The organism is Nocardiopsis alborubida (assembly GCF_012396365.1).
In the GTDB taxonomy this organism is placed as follows: Bacteria; Actinomycetota; Actinomycetes; order Streptosporangiales; family Streptosporangiaceae; genus Nocardiopsis; species Nocardiopsis alborubida.
In genome coordinates, this window is sequence record NZ_JAAXPG010000035.1 from 40,392 (window position 1) to 61,392 (window position 21,001).

The window sequence follows — 21,001 nt, forward strand, 5'->3', positions numbered from 1 at the left end:
ATGGCCAACCAGTCGTCCCAGGACCGAGCTGTGGGCACGAGGATCGCCGATCTCCTCGAACTCGCCTCAGAGAAGGCCGTCATCGAAGAGTGCACGCCCGACGACCTGCAACGCATGCGGGCGAGCGTCACCGCGCTGGAGAAGGTACTCGCCTCCGACGATCAGGTGTACGGGATCACCCGTGGGTTCGGGCCGCTCGTCGACTACGCGGCCTCGGACTCCCTGGAGGCACAGGGGCTCGGCCTCATCTCCCATTTGGCCACCGGACAGGGTGACGCGCTGACCCCGGACGTCAGCCGCCTGGTGATGTGGCTGCGGTTGCGGAGTATGAGCAGGGGGTATTCAGGGGTGCCTCCGGAGTTCTGGGAAAAACTCGCCCGGATCTGGAACCTCGGCTTCACCCCCGTGATCCCGTGCGAGGGGACCGTCAGCGCCAGCGGGGACCTTCAGCCGCTCGCCCATGCGGCCCTCGCCCTGGCGGGCACCGGAGAGGTGTGGTCCCGCTCCGCCGACGGAGACCGGCGCCGCGGCCCCGCGGCCGAGTGGTTCACCGGGGCCGGGGTCGAGCCGGTGACCTGGTCGGCCCGTGAGGCGCTCTCCTTCGTCAACGGTTCCAGTGTCGGCCTCGCGGTCAGTCTGGCCAACCATTGGGAGATCACGCTGCTGACGCGCGCCACCGCCGCTCTCACGGCCAGGTTCGCCGAGCTGGCGGGAGCCAACCCCGAGGCCTACGACGACGGCTTCGGCGTCGTACGCGGCCAGGAGGGCCAGCGCACCGCGGCGAGGTGGATCCGCGAGGCGCTCCCCGAGGACCACCAGCGCTCCTCGGAGCGCCCCTTGCAGGAGCCCTACAGCCTGCGCTGCGCTCCGCAGGTCCTCGGCGCGGTGCTCGACCAGCTCGCCGGCTCCGAGGAGATCCTCCTGCGCGAGGCGAACGGCTGCACGGACAACCCCATCTGCTACGAGGGGAGCGTGCTGCACGGCGGGAACTTCCACGCGATGCCCGTCGGACTGAGCTCGGACCAGCTCGGGCTGTGCCTCCAGCAGGTCGCCTTCCTGGCCGAGCGCCAGTTGGCGATGCTGTGCTCGCCGGGCACGAACGGCGGGCTGCCCCCGATGCTGACGCCCCGTCCCGGCGAGGGCAGCGGTATCGCCGGCGTCCAGCTCAGCGCCACCTCTTTCGTCGCTCGCATACGCCAGTTGGTGTACCCGTCCGGGCTGACCGCGCTCCCGACCAACGGAGGCAACCAGGACCACGTGCCCATGGCTCTCAACGGCGCCGTCTCGGTGTCGCGGGCGGTGGAGCTGGCGTGGCTGGTCGTGGGGTCACTGGCGCTGGCGGTGACGCAGTACGCCGCACTGCGCGACGTCGGCGGGTCGCGGGAGCCGTGGGCCCTGCTCGGTGAGGCGTCGCCGCCCCTGGACCGGGACCGGCCGCTGGCCGCGGAGGTGCGTTCCGCCCGCGACCTGATGAGGTCGGCGTCCGTGCGGTGGCTGGGGAGCGAGGCTCCCACGTGGGCGCCGTCGCTCTCGGGACCGGTGAGGGGAGAGGGATGGTAACCGCGGACGCCGGCCGTGAGGCGGCCTTCACGGCTGCCTCCGGCTTCGACATGGTGATCGGGGAGAAGGAGGTCCGCCTGGAGCCCCTCCCCCTGGCCCTTGAGCGGCTGGCCCGGGATTCCGGATCGGCGCCCGCGGTGAGTTTCGCGGGCGCCGCCTCCGGAGGGGTCGGCCTCACCTACGCCCAGCTGGACGACCGGGCGCGGGTCCTGGCAAGGCGCATCCAGGAGAGGTGCCCCGACGACGGGCGGGTCGCCATCATGTGCCCGCATGACGAGCACTACATCGTCGCGTTCCTCGCCTGCCTGTACGCGGGTGTCGTCGCGGTTCCGCTCCACGCCCCGGAGTTCTTCCGCGGCCAGGAGCGCCTGCGGGCGGTGCTCGCCGACAGCGGTCCCGCGCTGGCCGTCACCACCACCGGAGCCGAACGGTCGGTGCGCGGCCTGCTGGGCGACGTCGCCCCAGCGACGGAGGTCCTGACCGCCGACACCGTGGACGAGGGTGAGCGGCGGCCGCTGCTCCGGGAACCGGACCACGGCGCGGACCGCATCGCGTACCTGCAGTACACGTCGGGTTCGACCGGTGATCCGGCGGGAGTCTGCATCACCCACGGCAACCTGGCGGCCACGGCCTGGCAGCTGGGTTCGCACTTCATGCCGGCGCGCACCGTGGTCTCCTGGGTACCGCTGTTCCACGACATGGGTTTGATCTGCGGCATCGTCGGACCGCTCAGCGCGGGGATCCACACGGTGCACCTCAGCCCCCTGCAGTTCATCCGGGACCCCTTCCAGTGGCTGAAGGCGATCTCGGACCACCGGGCGGACTGGAGCGTCGCGCCGAACTTCGCCCTGCGGCACTGCGTCGATCGGATCAGCGAGGAGCGGGCGCGCTCACTCGACCTGAGCAGCCTGCGCGTGTTGGCCATCGGCGGGGAGATGGTGCGCTCCGAGACCGTGGCTGCGTTCGCGGACGCCTTCGCCTCCTGCGGCCTGGCCCCCGGAGCGCTGATACCGAGCTACGGGCTCGCCGAGGCGACGCTCACCGTCGCCGTGGCGCCGCGAGGCGAGGGGACGCGGGTCCGCATGTTCGACCGTGCGGGCCTCGAGCGGGGAAACGCGGTCGAGGTACCCGATGGCGGGTCCGGCGCCCCGGCCACCGGGCTCGTCGGCTGCGCCCGGCTGATGGAGGGCGTGGTGGTGCGCATCGTTTCCCCGGAGACCCGTGCCGCGCTCCCGGACGGTCGGGTCGGTGAGGTCTGGGTGCGGGGGCCCAACTGCGCGCAGAGGTACTGGAACTCGCCGCAGGACCGGTCCCCGCGCTTCGACGCGAGGATCGCCTCCCCCGCGGGGGAGGCCGATACGCCGTGGCTGCGCACGGGGGACTCGGGCTTCCTCCACGAGGGCCGGCTCTACCTCAACGGGCGGATCGACGACATGTTCGTCGTACGGGGGAGCAACCACTTCCCCGAGGACATCGAGGCCTCGATCGAGGGCGCGGTGCCGACGGCCAGGGCCGCCGTGCTCGCCTTCGACCCTGCGGCCGACGAGGACGGGCCCCGGGTCGTCGCCCTCGTGGAGACCGGCGGCCGTCCGCCGGGACCGGGTTCCCCTGAGCGGGAGGAGGTGATCGCGGCGGTCCGCCGGGCGGCCCACCGCGACCACGGCCTCGCCCTCGCCGATGTGCGCATCGTCCGCAAGGGGGGTCTGGCCCGCACCACCAGCGGCAAGCTGCGGCGCGGGACCTGCCGCGAGCGCTACCTGGCGGGTGTGCTCTGACGGGCGCGGTGCTCTGAGACCGACTCCACGAGCTGTTCGGCCACACTGGCGGGGGAGGGCAGGGCGGTCATGTCCTCGCGCAGACGCTCGGCGCCGCGGCGGAAACCGGGCTCGCCCAGCAGCCTCGCCAGTGCGCCGGACACCGATGCCGGGTCGGCGTCGCGCGGGTCCAGGTGCAGCCCGGCGCCGTACCGCTCGATGCCGCGGGAGATGAGGGGGGCGTCCAGCTGGTCGGCGATGGCCAGCTGGGGAACGCCGTGGACCGAGGTGGTGCAGGCGGTCCCGAAGCCCCCGTGGTGGACGAGCGCGGAGCAGGTCGGAGCGAGCGCCTGGAGCGGGACGAACTCCGCCGTGCGCACGTTGGCGGGCAGCCGGACCCCGGTCGGCGCCGGCGCCACCACGACCTCGACGTCCGCCGCCGCCAGCGCCTCGACGATCCGCGCGAGCGGCAGGGGTTCGTCGCCCCCGCGCTCCCGCGCGGTCAAGCCGAGGCAGACGCCCACCCGAGGCCGAGAGGGTGGGCGTCGCAGCCACTCCTCCACGACCGAGGGGCCGTTGTAGGGGACGTATCGCATGTCCACGTAGCGCAGCGAGGTCGGCAGGCGAAACGACGGGGGCAGCTGGTCGATGGTGAAGTGCCCTACCGTCAGCCGCTCGCTGTAGGGCACCCCCGCGGACCCGGCGAGTCGTGCGAGCCATCGGCGCAGAGGGTCGTCCTCGGGGCCGCGACGCTGCTGGTCCCGGGCGTGGACGAACATCTCACGGACCCGGCCGTGGAGGTCGACCCCCCAGGTGAGCCGGGCGTGCAGTGCTCCCACCGCTTCGGCGGCGACGGCTCCGGCGAACGTCGTCGGCTCCCAGACCACCAGGTCCGGCCGCCATTGCCGGGCGAACTCGATGAGGTCGGCGCTCAAGGAGTCGTTGGTGAGGCGGAACCACCACGGTACGACGCCGTCGTAGCCGTCCTTCAGGTACTCGAAGGAGACCGCGTCGGCGGGCTGGTCCGCGACGTCGAACGGTGGGACCTGGCTCCAGTGCTTGGTGCCGTGCACCGTCGACAGCACCCGCCACATCCCGTGGTCGCGTCCCACCGGGACGGCGGTCAGACCGGCCTCGGTGATGGTCGGCGCGAGCTCGGGGTGGCTCGCGACCCGGACCTCGTGGCCGGCCGCGCGGAGGGCCCATGCGAGCGGGACCATGCTGAAGAAGTGTGTCTTCTCGGAATAGGCGGAAAAAAGAATTCGCACGTGCGGCGCTCCTTGTGGCCTGTGCTTCCGGGTGTGTTCGGGGTGCTGCAGATTCTCCGGCGGGCGAAAGGGCGAATGAATGCGCCTGACAGATTGCCCGCATGTGGGAATGGCCGGTAAAATAGTATCATAAAATGATGGTGCCTCCATTGGGGTTCGTAATCCTGCTGCCGCGTTGAAGAATGTTTATCCGTATCCCGGTGGATAAGCGTCGGCCGCGGAGTCCGCGTTCGGACGCGGGGGACGAGAGCGGCCCCGGGGGAGGCGTCCCGACCTGCGGTCGAGGCGGACCTGCGGACGGTCGGCGGCTCCCCGCCGCTTCCGCGCGTCCGCGCGACCCGCCGGTGGAGGCGCCGTTGTTCCCCCCGGGGAGCGGGAAAGGCACACCGATCCCGTGGGCGCCATCGAAGTACCTCCGGGGCAAGAATCCGGTTTTCAGGGCAAGGATCCGCCGAGTCATCGAAAGAGGGAAGCCATGGCGTCCGAACGGACAACCGCGTCCACTGGTACATCGAGTCCGCGGCGAGTGGTGGTCACCGGCCGCGGGGTGGTCTCGCCCCTCGGCCCGAGCTGGGAGGAGACCTGGTCGGGACTGGTCCGAGGCGCCAGCGGGATCCGGGAGATCTCCGCGTTCGAGACCTCTGACCTGCCCGTGCGCATCGGGGGCGAGCTGGTCGGGTTCGACGCCGCGGCGCACCTGCCCCGGCCTCTGCTGCGGCGCCTCGACTGGCCGATGCATCCGCTGATCGCGGCGGTGTCGATGGCGTTGGAGGAAGCGGAACTGAAGATCGGGCCCGAGACCGCTCCGCGCACGGCCGTGTTCGCGGGATCGATCATCGGCTCCACACGGCTGGCGATCGCCAGCCAGAGCCGGTTGGACGAGGAGGGTTACATGGCGGTCGGCCCGACCGTCTTCCCGACCATGGGGATGAGCGTCGCCGGCGAGGTCGCGCTCCACGCGGGGGCCCAGGGCCCGTGCGCCGAAATGGTCGCGGCATGCGCGACGGGCACGATGTGCGTGGGCGAGGGCATGCGCCTGATCCAGAGCGGGCGCGCCGATGTGGTGATCGCGGGGGGCGTGGACGCCTTCACCCGACTCGAGGTCGCGGCGGCGGCCCGGGCCAGAACGCTGTCCCGGCGCAACGACGACCCGACCCGAGCCTCCCGCCCCTTCGACGTGTCCCGGGACGGGTTCGTCATGGCGGCGGGTGCGGGGGTCATCGTGTTGGAAAGCGCGGAGCACGCCCTGAGACGACGGGCTCCGATCCGCGCGGAGCTGGTCGGTTACGGTGCGACCTGCGACGCCTACCAGCTCACGGCGCCCCCCGAGGGCGCCCCCGAGGTGGAGCGGGCGGTCAGGATGGCTCTGGACAGCGCCGGAGTCGAGCCCGGCGACGTCGACTACGTCAACGCCCACGGTACGGCGACGCCCACCAACGACGCCAACGAGCTCGCGGTGCTGCGCCGGGTCCTGCCGGAGAACGCCGCCGCGGTGGCGGTGAGCTCGACCAAGAGCATGACCGGGCACATGCTCGCCGCCAGCGGTGCGGTCGAGGCCGCCGTGGTGAGCGAGGTGCTGCTGAGCGGCGTCATCCCCCCGACCATCAACTGCGACGAGCCGGAGTACCCGGACATGAACCTGGTCGCCCACCGGGCCCAGGAGAGTCCGGTCGATGTCGCCGTGAGCAACTCGTTCGGTTTCGGGGGGCACAACGCGGTGCTGGTGATGAGGCGGTGGAAGCCCGCCTGACGCTGAACGGCGGTGGGGCGCGCCCCGCGGGAAGGAGGTCCCGCGGGGCGCGGGGGTCAGTCGGCCCGGAGGACGATCCGCATACGGGTGTGCTGCTCCACCGCATCACGGGAGTAGAGGAGCGGGAAGAACTCGCCGCTGCTCCACAGCGGTGCGAGGTCCTGGTGGAAGGGGCTGCGCGGATCCCCCGACTGCCCGGGGGCGTTGGTGGCGAGGGAGTCGTCCCAGGAGCCCACGTCGATCACGACACGCGTGGTGGCGCCGACGATCTGCTGGTACGTAACGGGGTGGAAGACGGACATGTTGACGGTCTCCCACCCGCCGCCGCGGCCGAACGGGCCCACGTCGTCGCCCGCGGCATGGGTGAACACCGTCTGGTGCAGGTCCCCCCAACGCCACTGGCCCGGGTCGTCCCCCAGCCGGCCGGCCACATCGTCGTAGGCAAGGCCCAGCGTGCTCACCATCAGCTGGTCGCGGATCAGCTCGCCCTCGGGGCCGAACCACGGTTCCGGATCGTGCAGGACATCGATCAGGGTGGAGATGTCCGGAGTGAGGATCTGTTCGGCCGCCGGCCGGGGGAGCGCCACGTTGATGACGGTGTAGGCGAGATGGGCCATGATCCAGGTCTCGAACAGCGCGGCTTCGGCCGAGTCCGCGGAGGCCACGTGACCGGGCCAGTCCTGGAGCAGCGCGATCGCGGCCCTCGCCGACGCGTCCTCGGTCTCCAGGCCCTCCAGCAGGGGGACGATCTCCCTCGCGGGGAGGGAGACCTCGTCCAGTTGCAGATCCGCCATCGAGGCGACCGTGTGCCGGTTCGACGAGGAGAGCACTTCGGTGATCCTGTCGTACCGGTAGGGCGCCGCCCACTGGAACCCGTAGTCCGGGGCGGAGCCGTCGGGGATCGGCAGGTTGTTGGCGTTCGCGTAGAACCCGTTGGGCGGGTTGTGGACCTGGGGGAGCCGCGCCCCTCCGTGGAACCCGTCCCAGTCGAAGGAGCCGTCGCCGGGCACGGGGAGCAGGCCGTCGTAACCGACGCGCTGGGGTGCCATTCCCCCCGGCCGCCACCCGATGTCGCCGTCGGCGTCGGCGTAGGAGTAGTTGAGGGGCGGGCCGCCGAGCCGCCGCACGGTCGAGGAGAAGTCGTCGAAGTCCGACGCGCCCATCAGCCCGAGGGCCCCCAGATAGGGGCTGGTCCCCGGTTCGAGCCAGGTCGTGCGCAGAGCGAACGCGCGGTCGTTCTCCAGGTCCCGGTGGAGCACCGGCCCGTGCCGGGTGAAGGAGACGTCGACCTCGACGTCCTCCCGGCCCCTGACCGCCACCGTTTCGGTGTCCGTCTCGAAGGACTCCCACTCCCCCTGGTAGAGGTACTCGTTCGGGTCGTCCGGGTTCAGCTCGTAGACGTAGAGGTCCTCCTGGTCGACCTCGAAACTGGTGAGGCCGAAGGCGACGGATCCGTTGTGCCCCAGCGAGATGCCGGGGGCGATGGGCTCCCCGGCTCCCACCACGTCTGTTCCCGGGGCGGACAGGTGCACGATGTAGCGCGTCGAGGGCAGCAGGGTCGCCCGGTGGGGGTCGTTGGCGAGGATGGGTCGCCCGGTGGCGGTGTTCTCACCGGAGACGGTCCAGGTGTTGCTGCCCTCTCCCGCGACCGGTCCCAGGAGCGTGTCGGGCGCGCCCCCGGTGTCGAGGGAGACGGGCTCGGTCGCCAGGAGGTAGGAGTCGAGCACGTCCGCGGGAACGTCGCAGGGGTCCAGCCCGTCGGGCACGGACAGCTCCCGCTCGGGGCGGAGGGCCTGGTCGAGGAGGTGCGCCCGCGGACCCGCGTGGCAGGTGACGACCGCCCGGGCGACTTCGGACTCGACGTTCGACGCCAGGCTGTGGCTGCGGATGCGGACGACGTCCTCGGGGGCCCAGCGCTCGGGCAGGTAATCGTGTTCGGTGAACTCCGGCGGCAGCATCCCGGGAACGTCCCGCGCGAGGGAGATGTACTGGTTGATCCCTTCGGTGAACCGTGTCACCGCGTTCCGCGTCGGCTTCGGATAGCTCCGCCACTCCTCCTTCATGTCTCCCCGGTACAGCAGGTGCCTGGCCGCGGTGTCGTGCTCCACGAACTCCGGGCCGAAGGCGGAGGAGAGCTCTCCCAGTCCCTGCCGGCGCCACAGGTCGATCTGGAAGAGCCGGTCGCGCGCGATGTTGAAGCCCTGCGCGAAGAACAGGTCGTCGGTGTTCTGCGCGTATATGTGGGGCACGCCCCACTCGTCCACAAGGATCTCCACGTCCTCCTTGAGGGCTTCGGACTCGAACCGCTCGCCCGGGGGGTGTTCCGACGCGTGGACCGGATATCCCGTGGCCAGTACGAGGGCCAGGGCGGGGGCGGCGAGTGCGGGAAGGCGTCTTCGGGGCATTCGGACGGCTCAACTCCTCAGGTCGGTCACGCTGGAACGGGGTCGGGGGCCGCTGGCGCTCAAGGGGCGCAGAGCACGGCGGAAGGACTGTCGACCGCGGGCCGGACGGTGGGGGCGGCAGCGGGCGACGGGAGGACCGAAGCGCGGCGGATGTTCGGAGAACGCGGCCTAGTTCCCCATGCCCAACCCGCCGTCGACGGCGACGACGGCACCGGTGATGTAGCCGGAGGAGGGAGAGGCGAGGAACTCCACGACCCCCGCGATATCGTCCACCGTGCCGAACCGGCCGAGCGGGACCTCCCGCAGCATCTCGCTCTTCCGCTTCTCGGGAAGCGACGCCGTCATGTCCGTCTCCACGACTCCCGGGGCGACGACGTTCACGGTGATGCCCCGGGAGCCGACCTCGCGGGCGAGTGAGCGCGCGAGGCCGACCATGCCCGCTTTGGTCGCGGCGTAGTTGGTCTGTCCCGGGGAACCGCGCATGCCGGCCACGGAGGAGAGCAGGATGATGCGGCCGCTCCGGGCGCGCAGCATGTTGCGAAGACCCCGCTTGACCGTCCGGAAGCTTCCGAGGAGGTTGGTCTCGACGACGCCGGAGAAGTCGTCTTCGCTCATGAGCACCATCAGCCGGTCGTTGGTGATGCCGGCGTTCGCGACGATGACCTCCGGCGGCCCCTGGTTGGCCTCGATCTTGGCGAAGGCCGCGTCGACCTGCGCGCCGTCGGTGATGTCGCACGGTACGCCGTGTATGTCGTCGGGGGGCGGCGCGGAACGGTAGGTCACGGTCACCCGGTCCCCCGACGCCTGGAACCGTCGCGCGACGGCCAGTCCGATTCCTCGGTTCCCGCCGGTGACGACGACCGATCGGGGGGACTCTCGATCACTCGGTACCGATGGCATGGCTTCCTCCGTGGGCGTGGGATGCGGATACGGATACAGACGCGGGCGCTGTGCCCCCGCCGGGAGCCGGGACGTGGTCAGGGCGCACTGGACTCCTCCAGACGCAGGCACGCTGCATAGGACGGGAGGAGCCCGGCGGAGAGGGCGGAGGCAAGGGAGACCGCGGACCTGTCGCGATCGGAGAGGACGACCTCGGTGTCCGCCGGGACCGGAAGGCCGATCGCGTCGTCGAAGAGCGAGATCGCGTGTTCGTTCTCCGGGACGTATCCCTCGGAGAGCAGGTAGCAGACGGTGCTCTCCTCCTCCAGGGCCAGGAACGCGTGGCCCATGCCTGTCGGCAGGTAGACCGCGTTGCACCGCTCCGAGTCGAGTACGCGGGTGTCCCACCGGCCGAACGTCGGCGATCCGACGCGCAGGTCCACGGCGAAGTCCTGGACCCGTCCCCGCGCGCAGTGGACGTAGGTGGCCATTCCCGGAGGCGCGCTGGTGAAGTGGATGCCTCTGGCCACCCCCTTGCGGGATCTGCTGTGTCCGGACTGGGCGACGCCGAACAGCGGTCTGCCCACCGCCCTCGTGAACGCCTGCTCCTGGTACGGCGCCGCGAAGAATCCGCGGCGGTCGGGGAACAGGTCCGGGACGAACTCGTAGGCTCCGGTGACGGACAAGGGATTGACCTGCATCTGGATTCCTTTCTGCTCCTGGCCGACCGGACCTCTGCCCGGATCCGTCACCACAGGCTGTGCAGGCAGGAGATGAGGCTGCGTGCCTCCATGCTCACGTGCGGGCCGTGGTGCAGCAGTCCGACCAGTTGCCCGACGGTGATCCAGCGGAAGCGTTCCGCCGGTTCCCCGGTGATTCCGGCGTCCACCTCGACGACGCGCGTGCGCGTGCGGGCGTGGTGGAAGCGCCCGCCCTCCTCGGAGAGGACCGTGTCGAAGCGGACCCGGTCCGGGTCCTCCGTGAGGGCCGCTTCGAGGAGGTGCGCGGGTTCCCCCGCCTCCGCTCCCGCGGGTACGTGCACCGTGGGGACGATGTGGGCGATCTCGCGGGCTCCGGGCTCCTCCCCGGCCTGGGCCAGCACGTGGAGGACGCCCCGGATCCGCGCGACGAGGAAGACGGCCAGCCCGGGTGCGCGCGGAGCGAGCAGGGGCTGGGTCCATGCCGCGACTTCCCGCCCGCCGCCTTCGACGCGTACGGCGATGATGCGGAAGTCCTTCCCGCCCGCGTCCGCGATCTCCCAATCGGTGCGGCTCCAGTCCCGCAGGTTCCGCATCGGCACGAGGCGCGGCCGCAGCGAGCTGTGGACCCGCTGGTCGATGAGCCAGCTCAGCAGCTCCCCCTCACCGTGCTGCGCGGGGAAGGCGGAGGCCGGGTCCAGGCTGCGGTAGGACCGCGCGAGCGCCAGGGTGAACGGGTCGGACGAGGCGGCGGGCCCGTCCACGGGCGGGGCCAGGGGAAGGCAGCTCAGGACCGTGCGGCTGTCCATGTTGACGAGGTCGTCGACGGACATGAGCTTCCTGAGTTCGTGCAGCGTCAGCCACCGGTGGTTCCCGAGGGCCGGCACGTCGCCTGTCGTCTCCACGACCTGGTTGCGGTTCTGCTTCTGCCAGAACCACATGCCCTGTTCGCCCTGGAGGGAGTCGACCAGCACGTGTTCCGCCGCGTCGGCGAAGTAGCGCAGGTACTCGGTGCGTCCGCCCCGGTGAACGCGGCGGTAGTTGCTTCGGGTCGCCTGGACCGTGGGGGAGAGCTGTATGCCGTTGACGTTCCCGGGTTCGGCCTTGGCCTGCATCAGCAGGTGGAGTACGCCGTCGAACTCCTTGACCAGGATGCCCAGGGTGCCGATCTCCGGTTGGCAGATGATCGGCTGTCCTGACCGGGTCGACTCCGCGCCGTGCGGCTGCACGCCCTCGACGCTGAAGAACCTCCCGCTGGTGTGGCCGAGGTTTCCGGTCTCCGCGGAGAACTCCCACTCGTCGAGTTGCGCGAAGGGGATCGGATCCACCGAGAAGTGTGCCGCGTCCTTGCGCTCGCGCCACCACTGGTGGAAGCCCTCCAGCCCGGATGGGCGCAGGTCGGCGACTGCCGAACGCGTGAGTCTCGCGGTCGCTGGTGCGTGGAAGATGATCGCTCCTAGGGAGTGTTCCTTGGACCGTTTCGGGCTCGCGACCACCGGGCTGCCTCCCGCTGCGCCGGTTTCGCTTGAAAAGCCGAGCAGGCTGACCTGCGCGAACCGTCTTGCGAGAGATCGCCCGGACGGCCGCTCGCTGATCCGAAAGCCTTCGCGGAACACTCCCCGGGGGGTGTTCGCCGCGGGTCCTCACAAAGTCGACAGGACTTCTCGGAGTGCGCCGATCACCCGGTCCTGGTGCTCACGGGAGAGGGACGGGTACATCGGCAGGGAGAAGACCTGGTCGGCCGCCTTCTCCGTGACCGGGAGGTCGCCCGTCCGGTATCCGAGATGGGCGAATCCGCGCATCGTGTGGACCGGCCACGGGTAGCTGATGTTGAGGTTGATCCCCTGGTCCTTCAGGCGCTGGATGATCCGGTCGCGCTGCGGGTGCCGGACCGCGTAGAGGTAGTAGACGTGGTCGTTCCCCGGAGCGGTCGTCGGGAGGAGGAGGGACGTGTCCGCGAGCTCCCGCGCATAGCGTTCGGCGACGGCGCGGCGGCCGGACACGTAGCGGTCCAGTCGGGTGAGCTTGCGGAGCAGGATCTCGGCCTGGACCTCGTCGAGCCGACTGTTGTGGCCCGGCGTGCTCTCGACGTAGTACTGGTCCTGCATCCCGTAGTACCGAAGCCGTCGGAGGGCGGCGTCCACCGCGGAGGAGTCGGTCATCACCGCGCCGCCGTCGCCGTAGGCGCCCAGGACCTTCGTCGGGTAGAAGGAGAACGCCCCGGCATGGCCCATCGAACCGGCGACGCGGCCGTGGTGCCGGGCTCCGTGGGCCTGGGCGCAGTCCTCCAGGATGACCAGGTCCCGCTCGGCGGCCAGACGTTCGAGGGGCTCCATGTCGACGCACTGGCCGTAGAGGTGGACCGGGACGATGCAACGCGTGCGCGGGGTCACCGCCGCCTTCACCTGGTCGGTGTCCATGAGCAGCGTGTCGGGGTGGACGTCCACGAAGACGGGGACCGCGCCCACGGCGTCGATCGCGACGACGGTGGGAGCGGCGGTGTTCGACACGGTGATCACCTCGTCCCCCGGGCCCACCCCGAGGGCGCGCAGACCGAGGACGATGGCGTTGGTGCCGTTGTCGACCCCGACGGCGAACCCGGTGCCGTGGTACTCGGCGAACTTCTCCTCGAACTCACGGACCGCCCGTCCGAGAACCAGCTGGCCCGAACTGAACACGGTGTCGACGGCCGCGAGTATCTCTGCGCGCTCCTCCTCGTATTCCGCAAGGTATGCCCAGACATGTATGGCCATCCGGTACTCCCATTCGTATTCTTCGGTCGACCTGCCGTCCGGTGTCTGGACGCAGCGCTTTCGCGCTCCTTTTTCGGAGGTCGCCCGTGTGGACGTCGATACTCGCTGTAATCGCCCGGGCTGTTGTGGGCCAAGCCCCTTGGAAAAGGAATATCCGAATGGCGGATCGCCTCAGGCGCCGATGAACAGCTAACCATAGACAACTCGGTCGGGAAAAGTGTCTTCGCGCCAGAGAGGGCCATGAGCGGGCCGACGCCCCCCATCGGGACGGACCTGTCCGCGGGCGAGGCCGCTCCGGCGTGACCGTCGGGGAGAAGGGGGTCGGGCGGCGGGCGCCCCTGCGCCCGGGAAAGGCGGTCACGGAGCGATGGGCGACCGCCGGAATCCGCTCCTGGTGCCCCCTCGCCGGCTTCCGGGGTGCGGTGACGGCGTCGGTCGGCCGGGGCTCCGCGCCGGACGGGATGTGTCCCGCCGGCGGGACGCCGGCGTCCCGGTGAGGGGAAGGCGGCGGCCCCGACCACCGTCGGCTCCGGTGGAAACCGCACCGATGAGGGTGCGGGCCCCGGGCGTTCTCGGCGTGGAGTCGAAGAACCCGGGGCGCGGAGGAAAGCGTTCACTCCCGCCCGCGGAATGAGGGGTGCGGCAGGAGTCCGGGGCGCCGAGGTGTTTCCTGAATAATTCTACGCGTTCGTTTCCGTTCGCTGTACTGCCCTGAATAAGGGGTCCGGGATATATTGGGCGCCGACGGCAGGGAATTATCGCGGAGAATTTTCACACCGGGGCATCCGGTCGTTCGGTCGCGAGTACGCGTACCACGCAGCGGAAATATTGGAGGGATGGGATGAAGGGAATCGTCCTCGCCGGCGGATTGGGAACACGCCTGGCCCCGATCACCGCAGTGACTTCGAAGCAGCTGCTCCCCGTCTACGACAAGCCGATGATCTACTATCCGATGTCGGTCCTGATGCTGGCCGGAATACGCGACATCATGATCATTTCCGCCCCGGATTCGCTCGTTCAGATCGAACAGCTCTTCGGGGACGGCTCCCGGCTGGGACTGAACGTCTCCTACGGTCGGCAGGAGGATCCGCGCGGCATCGCCGATGCGTACCTCATCGGGGCGGAACACGTGGCGGGCGAGCAGTCGGCCCTCGTCCTCGGGGACAACATCTTCCACGGCGCCGGGTTCCAAGGGCTGCTGGCGGAAGCGACGAAAAGCACGGACGGTTGCGTGCTGTTCAGCTATCCGGTCGCGGAACCCGAACGGTACGCGGTCGTCGACACGGACTCCGAGGGAAACATCAGGTCCATATGCGAGAAGCCGGGGGAACCGCGTTCGCATAATGCCGTGACAGGTCTGTACATCTATGATTCCGACGTCGTCGAGATCGCGAAGTCCATCAAGCCCTCGCCCCGGGGCGAGCTGGAGATCACCGATGTCAATAAGGCGTACGTCGACATGCAGAAGGCGTCACTCGTGGAACTGGGGCGCGGATTCACCTGGCTCGACGCCGGCACCTGCGACTCCCTGCTGGAGGCGAGTAACTATGTCCGCGTCCTCCGGAAGCGCCAGGGAATCCAGGTGGCATGCCTGGAGGAGGTGGCGATGCGGATGGGGTTCATAGACGTCGAGGCCTGCATCAAACTGGGGGCCGAAATGGGTGTATCGGAATACGGGCGCTACGTGATGGAGACCGCTATGGCCTTTGACGGTTCGGATGCTCGGGGTGCGGGATGAAGATCGTGGTCACCGGTGGCGCCGGTTTCATCGGATCGAACTTCGTGCGCCGCCTTCTCGGCGGGGCCTACCGGGGCCTCGTCCCCGACGAGGTGCTGGTGCTGGACGCCCTCACCTACGCCGGGAACCCGGAGAACCTGAAACCGGTACAGGACGACCCCCGGTTCTCCTTCGTGCACGGTGACGTTCGGGACCCCGAGACGGTGGCCCGCGTGCTCCGCCGCGCGGACATGGTCGTCCACTTCGCGGCGGAGAGCCATGTCGACCGGTCGATCGCGGACGGCTCGGATTTCGTGGACACCAACATCGTCGGGACGTTCAACCTGATGCGGCAGGCTCACGGCGGCCGGGTGGGCAGGCTGGTCGTGGTCTCGACGGACGAGGTGTACGGATCGATCGACGCGGGTTCCTGGGACGAGCACCGGCCGCTCCAGCCGAACTCCGTCTACGCCGCGTCGAAGGCCTCCGTGGACATGCTCGGGATGTCCTTCCACCGGACCCACGGAATCGATATCGTCACCGTGCGCCCTTCGAACAATTATGGGCCCTACCAGCACCCGGAGAAACTGATCCCCCGGTTCATCACCGATCTGCTGGACGGGCGCAAGGTGCCCGTGTACGGCGACGGGACGAATGTTCGTGAATGGCTGCACGTCGACGACTGCTGCCGCGGAATAGCGCTCGCCGCGGTGGCCGGACGGTCCGGTGAGGTCTATAACATCGGGAGCGGGCGGGAACTGAGCAACCTGGATCTGACGGGACTGCTGTTGGACCTGACCGGCGCCGACTGGTCCAGCGTCGATTTCGTCGACGACAGGCCGGGGCACGACTTCCGCTATTCGATGGACTTCCAGAAGGCGGGCAAGGAGCTCGGATACCAACCCGAATCGATATTCCACGAGGCCCTGGCAGACGTCGTGGAGTGGTACGCGAAGAACCGGGAATGGTGGACGCCGCTCAAGGAGACAGGAACTGGTCAGGGCATGTCCCGTGCATGCCGGGAAGAGGAGGTCGGATGATGGATAAGGAAACCGTCCACCAGGAGGTCGTGCGGTTCGCGGAATCGATCATGGAACCAGAGGACGTGTCCGGGAAGATCGAGTTCGGGGACCTCGACTCGTTCAGCTTCGTGCAGCTCGTGCTGCATGTCGAGGACAAGTTCGGAATCGTCCTGCTGGAGAGGATGCTCGAATTCAACGGTTTCTCCTTCGACGAGCTGAGCGTCTTCGTCTGCTCGATCGCCGCGGAACAAGACATGGAAACGGTGTCCGGTGAATGACGTTCCGTGCTCGCTCGGAAACCGGAGAGATCGAAACGGTTGAGGGTCCAGGATGAGTCGTGACGGTTTGTATGGATGGTTCGTGGAGTCCGCCCGCAAGCACCCCGACCTCCCCGCGCTCGCGATCGGTGGGGAGGAGATCTCGTATGCCCGGCTGGACGGTGCCGCCGCGCATGTCTCCGGTCTCATCGTCCGGCTTCTGGGGGGCAGGGTTCCCGCGCGCGTGGGCTTGCTCGCCTCGCGCGATGTCGCGACCTACGCGGGGTACCTGGCGATCCTGAGGATGGGAGCCGCCGTCGTCCCGATCGGCTCCGACCTCCCCCGTGAACGGTTCCGCGCGATCGCGCGGGCGGCGTCCCTGGAGGCCGTCGTCGTCGACCGGGGCGCGGGCGAAGGGGCGGCGTTCCTGGAGGATGCCGGGGTCCCGGTGGTCGAGGTCGACGGCGACGAGGTCCGGTCCGTGTGCGCGCGTGCGGTGGAAAGCGCGGAAGTCGGTGCCGGCGCTCGCCCGGGAGGCCCCCGGGACCTCGCCTACTGCCTGTTCACCTCGGGGTCGACGGGGCGGCCGAAAGGAGTCCCGATCGCGAACGCGCGCTTGGACGAGTTCCTGGAACACAACATCGCGCGCTACGGAGCGGGGCCGGGGGCCCGCTTCTCGCAGACGTTCGACCTCACGTTCGACCCGTCGGTCTTCGACCTGTTCGTGGCGTGGGGGAGCGGAGCCGCCGTGGTGGTTCCGGACAGGGACGACCTCTACGACCCCGTCTCCTTCGTCAACCGCACGCGCGTCACGCACTGGTATTCGGTCCCGTCGGTCATCTCGATCTGCCAGGAGCTGGGAACCCTGCGCCGCGGCGCGATGAACGGTCTGCGGTGGAGCCTCTTCGCGGGAGAGCAGCTCACCCTGGAGCAGGCGCACGTCTGGTCCGCGGCCGCACCCGGGAGCCGGGTCGAGAACCTCTACGGTCCGACGGAGCTCACGGTGACGGTCACGGCGTACCGGCTGCCGCGGGAGCGCTCCGCCTGGCCGGAGACGGCCAACGGGACGGTGCCCATCGGCACCCCGTATCCGCATATGGAAACCGCGGTCATGGACGAGCGCGGACAGCGTGCGGACGACGGTGAACTGTGCGTCCGCGGTCCGCAGCGCTTCGACGGGTACATCGACCCGAGGGACAACGCGGGCCGCTTCTGGCACGCCGACGGCGACCGCGCCGGCGCGGAGGAGGACGACCGCCGGCCGCCGAGTGACTCCTGGTACCGCACCGGGGACCGGGTGTCCTACGAGGGGGCCGAACTCGTCCACCGCGGCAGGCTCGACCACCAGGTCAAGGTCCGCGGACGCCGCCTGGAGCTCCAGGAGGCCGAAGCGGTGCTGCGCCGGCACCCGGCGGTCCGGGAGGCCGTCGTGGTCCCGGTCGCCGACGACCCCATCGACGTCCATCTGGCCGCCGTGTACACCGGGGAGGGAGCGCCCCCGCAGGAGCTCCTGGAGCAGATGAGCGTTTACCTGCCGGACTACATGCTGCCCCGGCGGCTCGTGCGCGTGGATCGGCTGCCGCTCAACGGCAACGGTAAAGTGGACCGCGGCGCCTGCGCCCGCGCTGTCAGCCGGACCAGAGGCTGACCGGGCGCCGCCCGCTCTCCGGATCGAGGGAGGACTGAGCCGACGTCATGTGGATCGCCGTGCTGGGTCCATTGGAGATTCGTGATGACAGCGGTGCTCCCGTCACCCTCGTCGGCGCGCGGCTTCGCACCCTGCTGGCGCGGCTCGCGCTGGCGCCGGAACGCGCCGTCCCCGTCGAGTCCCTGCTGGAGGCCGTGTGGGGGGAGAACCTTCCGGCGAACCCGGTCAACGCTTTGCAGTCGCTGGTCTTCCGGCTCCGCAAGGCGCTGTTCCCGGACCGTTCGGTCCGCCTGGAGTCGCAGTCCTCCGGCTACCGCCTGAGGCTCTCGGGGGAGGAGGTGGACCACGCCGTCTTCGAGCGCCTCGTCCGCCGCGGGGTCACCGCCGGCGCCCGGGGGGACCACCGCGACGCCGTCGACCGGTTGACCCTGGCGCTGGGGCTCTGGAGGGCCGGTCCGTACTCGGAGTTCTCCGGCGAGGTGTTCGAGGCGGAGGCGGCCAGGCTCAGCGGTCTGCGCCTGCGGGCGGTCGAGGACCTCGCCGAAGCCCGGATCGCGATCGGCGAGCCGGAGGAGGCGCTGGCGGTGATCGCGGCCGAGGCGGAGCACGACCCGCCGCATGAGCGGCTCAGCGAGCTGCGGATGCGTGCGCTGCGTGACGCGGGCCGGCCGGCCGAGGCCCTGGCGCTCTTCGAACGGGTCCGCATACGGCTCGACGAGGAGCTGGGGGTGTCTCCGGCCCTCGGCCTGCGCCGGATGCACGAGGAGATCCTCCGCGAGCGTCCGGGGGCGTCGCCCGTTCGCCCCGCGAAGGCGAGGCCGCGGCCGCGCAGCAACCTGATGGCGCCGATCACCGGCATCGTCGGCCGGGAGGAGGACACGGAGCAGGTCGTGCGGCTGCTGCGCGATTCCCGCCTGGTCACGTTGGTCGGTCCTGGAGGGGTCGGCAAGAGCAGGTTGGCCGCGGAGGTCGCCCGGAGCGTGCTCGACGACTATCCGGACGGGGTGTGGAGGGTCGAACTGGCCGGTGTCAGCGATCCGGCCGCCCTGCCGCGGCAGATCGCGGCCGTGGTCGGCCGGACGTCGGAGCCGCTGGTGCGCGAACCGTTCTCCGACCCCCTGCCCGATCGGCACGACACCGCGGAGCACCTCGCCGAGAAGCTCGCGGAACGGCGTGTCCTGCTCCTCCTCGACGACTGCGAGCACCTCGTCGAAGCGTGCGCCCATCTGGCCGAAACGCTGCTGGGCCGGTGTGCGAAACTGCGGATCCTGGTCACCAGCCGCGAACTGCTGGCCATCACGGGCGAGGCGCTGTGGCCGGTGCAGCCGCTCCCGGTGCCGCGAAGCGACGTGGGACTCCCCGAGGCGCTGTCCTACTCGTCGGTCCGACTGTTCCTCGAACGCGTGAAGGCGGTGCGGCCGGGCTTCGAACCCACGGAGGCCAACCTGCCCGCGGTCCTCCAGATCTGCCGCAGACTGGACGGGCTGCCGCTGGCCATCGAACTCGCCGGAGCCCGCGCCCGCGCACTGCCGGTGGAGGAGGTCGCCCCGCGGCTCAACGACCGGTTCCGCCTGCTGACCGGGGGGAGCCGTATCGCCCTGCCGCGGCACCGGACGCTTCTCGCCGTCGTGGAATGGGGCTGGGACCTGCTCCACCCGGACGAGCAGACGCTCGCCCGGCGCCTCTCGGTGTTCCCCTCGGGGGCCGTACTGGACTCCGTGGTCGAGGTGTGCGCGGGCGCGGGGCTGGACCCGGACGAGATCCCCGAGCTTCTCGACTCCCTCGTGGACAAGTCGTTCGTCCACACCCTGGAGGAGACGGGAGCACCGCCCCGGTACGGCATGCTCGACACGCTCCGCGCCTTCGCGCTGGACGTGCTGAACGAGTCGGGGGAGCTGGACCGGTTGCGCCAGGCGCACATGCGCAGTTTCCGTGCGCTGGCGGACCGGGCGGAGCCGGCGCTGCGCAGTGCGGACCAGGTGGACTGGATCCGTCGGCTCCAGCGGGAGCACGGCAACCTCGCCGCGGCCCTGCGCTGGGCGGTCGAGACCGAGGACACGGAGACCGCGGTGGGACTGGTGGCCGCACAGGGATGGTTCTGGATCCTCACCGGCAACCACGCCGAAGGCCTGGCCCAGCTGGACGAGGCGCTGTCCCTTCCGGTCGGCGACGGGGCGGGTGGTGCCTTCGTCGAGAGCCGCGCCACCGCGCTCCTGTACACCTCGCTCCTCCGCAGCTCCGGCGGGGACCGGGAAGGGGCCCGTCAGGCGGCCGACGCCGCGAAGGAAGCGGTGCGCGGCCTTCCGGTCGGCGACCTGCTCACCCTCATCGTGGACTCCGTACCGCCCCTGTGGGCGCAGGGGGCGAGGACCCGGCCGCCGCTCGGCCCCCTCGTCGCGCTCACCCGCCACACCGACCCGTGGTGGGCCGCGATGGCGCATTTCCTCATCGGTTCGGTGCTCTCGGAAAGCGAGGGCTTTCCGGCGGCGGTCCCCTCCTACGACTGCGCACTCGCCGAGTTCGAGGCACTCGGTGACAGGTGGAACGCGGCCAACGCCGCCGCCGGAGCGGGAAAGGGCTACAGCCTCGCGGGAGAGGCGGGCGTCGCGCTCTCGCTTCTGACCAGGGCTCTCCTCTACTACGAGGAGCTCGGCGCCCATGACCGGGTCGGGCTCACGCTCGTGCTGAGGTCCCTGGAGTACATGCGCCTCGGCAACGCGTCGGCGGCGCAGGAGGACCTCCGCCGGGTCCGGACGCTGATGGACGAGCGGAGCCCGCACGACGACAACCTGGCCTGCCTGGTCGACCGCGTCCACGGAGAGATCGCCCTCGGCACCGGCTCCCAGGAGGAGGGCCGGGCCCACCTTCTCCGCGCGGCGGACCGTGCGGTGAGCCGGGCGGGACGCCTCCAGCCGAGCTGGCTGCATCCGTCCATCGCCCTCGGGCGCCTGGCCGCGGCCGGCGGCGACCACCGGGAGGCGGAGGAGCGGCTGCGGTCGGCCGCGGAGATCGCCGCGGCCGGGCAGGACCGGATGATGGCGGCCGCGGTCGCCGAAGCGATGGCCGTCCTCGCCCTCGCCCGGGAGTGCCCGCAGCGGGCGGTGCGCATGCTGGGCGCGGCGGAAGCCGCGCGAGGCGGACCGGACAAGGGAAGCCCCGAGGCCGCCCACGCCGCCGACCAGGGGCGAGCGCTGCTCGGCGCCCGCCGTTTCGAGGAGGAGTTCGCCGCCGCCGCGTCCGCGGACTTCGCGGAGGCCCTGTCCGCGATCCGGGCCGAGGAGCCGGTCTGA

14 protein-coding genes are annotated in these 21,001 nt (G+C 70.4%); 8 read left to right on the forward strand and 6 right to left on the reverse strand.

The window, feature by feature from the left end; all coding sequences use genetic code 11:
- Together HGB44_RS27345 and HGB44_RS27350 are read left to right on the forward strand one after the other, a co-directional pair.
- On the forward strand, window positions 1-1,560 hold the full coding sequence (locus HGB44_RS27345) for an aromatic amino acid ammonia-lyase (protein ID WP_061083198.1): 1,560 nt from the start codon (window positions 1-3) through the stop codon (window positions 1,558-1,560).
- Window positions 1,554-3,335, forward strand: a complete 1,782-nt coding sequence (locus tag HGB44_RS27350; protein WP_168444170.1) for a fatty acyl-AMP ligase — start codon at window positions 1,554-1,556, stop codon at window positions 3,333-3,335. The genes HGB44_RS27345 and HGB44_RS27350 overlap by 7 nt, the downstream gene beginning before the upstream one ends.
- Here the strand turns inward: HGB44_RS27350 and HGB44_RS27355 are convergent.
- Window positions 3,314-4,732 carry an activator-dependent family glycosyltransferase gene (locus tag HGB44_RS27355; protein ID WP_267909144.1) on the reverse strand — a complete coding sequence of 473 codons (1,419 nt, stop codon included), beginning with the start codon at window positions 4,730-4,732 and terminating at the stop codon, window positions 3,314-3,316. The genes HGB44_RS27350 and HGB44_RS27355 overlap by 22 nt on opposite strands.
- A gap of 376 nt (window positions 4,733-5,108) precedes the next feature.
- Here HGB44_RS27355 and HGB44_RS27360 point away from each other — a divergent pair, with 376 nt between their 5' ends.
- Window positions 5,109-6,332, forward strand: coding sequence for a beta-ketoacyl-[acyl-carrier-protein] synthase family protein (locus HGB44_RS27360; protein WP_210752246.1), 1,224 nt, complete (start codon window positions 5,109-5,111; stop codon window positions 6,330-6,332).
- A 56-nt stretch (window positions 6,333-6,388) separates the two neighbouring features.
- Here the strand turns inward: HGB44_RS27360 and HGB44_RS27365 are convergent, their stop codons facing one another.
- The 5 genes from HGB44_RS27365 to HGB44_RS27385 all read right to left on the reverse strand — a co-directional run bounded on the left by HGB44_RS27365 (window position 6,389) and on the right by HGB44_RS27385 (window position 13,067).
- Entirely contained in the window at window positions 6,389-8,737 is a 2,349-nt protein-coding gene (locus HGB44_RS27365; protein ID WP_061083195.1) for a penicillin acylase family protein, read from the reverse strand.
- A 168-nt stretch (window positions 8,738-8,905) separates the two neighbouring features.
- A complete protein-coding gene (fabG, locus tag HGB44_RS27370; protein ID WP_061083194.1) occupies window positions 8,906-9,637 on the reverse strand; it encodes a 3-oxoacyl-ACP reductase FabG in 732 nt (243 codons plus the stop codon).
- A 77-nt stretch (window positions 9,638-9,714) separates the two neighbouring features.
- Window positions 9,715-10,317 (reverse strand): dTDP-4-dehydrorhamnose 3,5-epimerase family protein, encoded by a 603-nt coding sequence (locus tag HGB44_RS27375; RefSeq protein ID WP_061083193.1) that lies wholly within the window; start codon window positions 10,315-10,317, stop codon window positions 9,715-9,717.
- Window positions 10,318-10,364: 47 nt separating this feature from the next.
- Window positions 10,365-11,810 carry an NDP-hexose 2,3-dehydratase family protein gene (locus HGB44_RS27380; RefSeq protein ID WP_231972637.1) on the reverse strand — a complete coding sequence of 482 codons (1,446 nt, stop codon included), beginning with the start codon at window positions 11,808-11,810 and terminating at the stop codon, window positions 10,365-10,367.
- Between the two features lie 147 nt (window positions 11,811-11,957).
- Window positions 11,958-13,067, reverse strand: coding sequence for a DegT/DnrJ/EryC1/StrS family aminotransferase (locus tag HGB44_RS27385; RefSeq protein ID WP_061083192.1), 1,110 nt, complete (start codon window positions 13,065-13,067; stop codon window positions 11,958-11,960).
- Between the two features lie 841 nt (window positions 13,068-13,908).
- On the opposite strand from HGB44_RS27385, the gene rfbA reads away from it, so the two are divergent.
- From rfbA to HGB44_RS27410, 5 genes are read left to right on the forward strand one after another with little or no spacing between them, the layout of a single operon-like run.
- On the forward strand, window positions 13,909-14,805 hold the full coding sequence (gene rfbA, locus HGB44_RS27390; protein ID WP_061083191.1) for a glucose-1-phosphate thymidylyltransferase RfbA: 897 nt from the start codon (window positions 13,909-13,911) through the stop codon (window positions 14,803-14,805).
- A complete protein-coding gene (gene rfbB / locus HGB44_RS27395) occupies window positions 14,802-15,824 on the forward strand; it encodes a dTDP-glucose 4,6-dehydratase (RefSeq protein ID WP_061083190.1) in 1,023 nt (340 codons plus the stop codon). Before rfbA ends, rfbB begins: the two co-directional genes overlap by 4 nt.
- Window positions 15,821-16,084 carry a hypothetical protein gene (locus HGB44_RS27400; RefSeq protein WP_061083189.1) on the forward strand — a complete coding sequence of 88 codons (264 nt, stop codon included), beginning with the start codon at window positions 15,821-15,823 and terminating at the stop codon, window positions 16,082-16,084. Before rfbB ends, HGB44_RS27400 begins: the two co-directional genes overlap by 4 nt.
- 52 nt (window positions 16,085-16,136) lie before the next feature.
- The gene (locus HGB44_RS27405; protein ID WP_061083188.1) at window positions 16,137-17,711 is read left to right on the forward strand and encodes an AMP-binding protein; all 1,575 of its coding nucleotides are present in this window, start codon (window positions 16,137-16,139) and stop codon (window positions 17,709-17,711) included.
- A gap of 47 nt (window positions 17,712-17,758) precedes the next feature.
- Window positions 17,759-21,001 carry a BTAD domain-containing putative transcriptional regulator gene (locus HGB44_RS27410; protein WP_061083187.1) on the forward strand — a complete coding sequence of 1,081 codons (3,243 nt, stop codon included), beginning with the start codon at window positions 17,759-17,761 and terminating at the stop codon, window positions 20,999-21,001.

Bases quoted from the DNA above. Each gene is read 5' to 3' on its own strand.
- HGB44_RS27345 (WP_061083198.1), top strand. From the start codon at position 1: ATGGCCAACCAGTCGTCCCAGGACCGAGCTGTGGGCACGAGGATCGCC.
- HGB44_RS27350 (WP_168444170.1), top strand. From the start codon at position 1,554: ATGGTAACCGCGGACGCCGGCCGTGAGGCGGCCTTCACGGCTGCCTCC.
- HGB44_RS27355 (WP_267909144.1), bottom strand. From the start codon at position 4,732: ATGGAGGCACCATCATTTTATGATACTATTTTACCGGCCATTCCCACA.
- HGB44_RS27365 (WP_061083195.1), bottom strand. From the start codon at position 8,737: ATGCCCCGAAGACGCCTTCCCGCACTCGCCGCCCCCGCCCTGGCCCTC.
- fabG (WP_061083194.1), bottom strand. From the start codon at position 9,637: ATGCCATCGGTACCGAGTGATCGAGAGTCCCCCCGATCGGTCGTCGTC.
- HGB44_RS27375 (WP_061083193.1), bottom strand. From the start codon at position 10,317: ATGCAGGTCAATCCCTTGTCCGTCACCGGAGCCTACGAGTTCGTCCCG.
- HGB44_RS27385 (WP_061083192.1), bottom strand. From the start codon at position 13,067: ATGGCCATACATGTCTGGGCATACCTTGCGGAATACGAGGAGGAGCGC.
- rfbA (WP_061083191.1), top strand. From the start codon at position 13,909: ATGAAGGGAATCGTCCTCGCCGGCGGATTGGGAACACGCCTGGCCCCG.
- rfbB (WP_061083190.1), top strand. From the start codon at position 14,802: ATGAAGATCGTGGTCACCGGTGGCGCCGGTTTCATCGGATCGAACTTC.
- HGB44_RS27400 (WP_061083189.1), top strand. From the start codon at position 15,821: ATGATGGATAAGGAAACCGTCCACCAGGAGGTCGTGCGGTTCGCGGAA.
- HGB44_RS27405 (WP_061083188.1), top strand. From the start codon at position 16,137: ATGAGTCGTGACGGTTTGTATGGATGGTTCGTGGAGTCCGCCCGCAAG.
- HGB44_RS27410 (WP_061083187.1), top strand. From the start codon at position 17,759: ATGTGGATCGCCGTGCTGGGTCCATTGGAGATTCGTGATGACAGCGGT.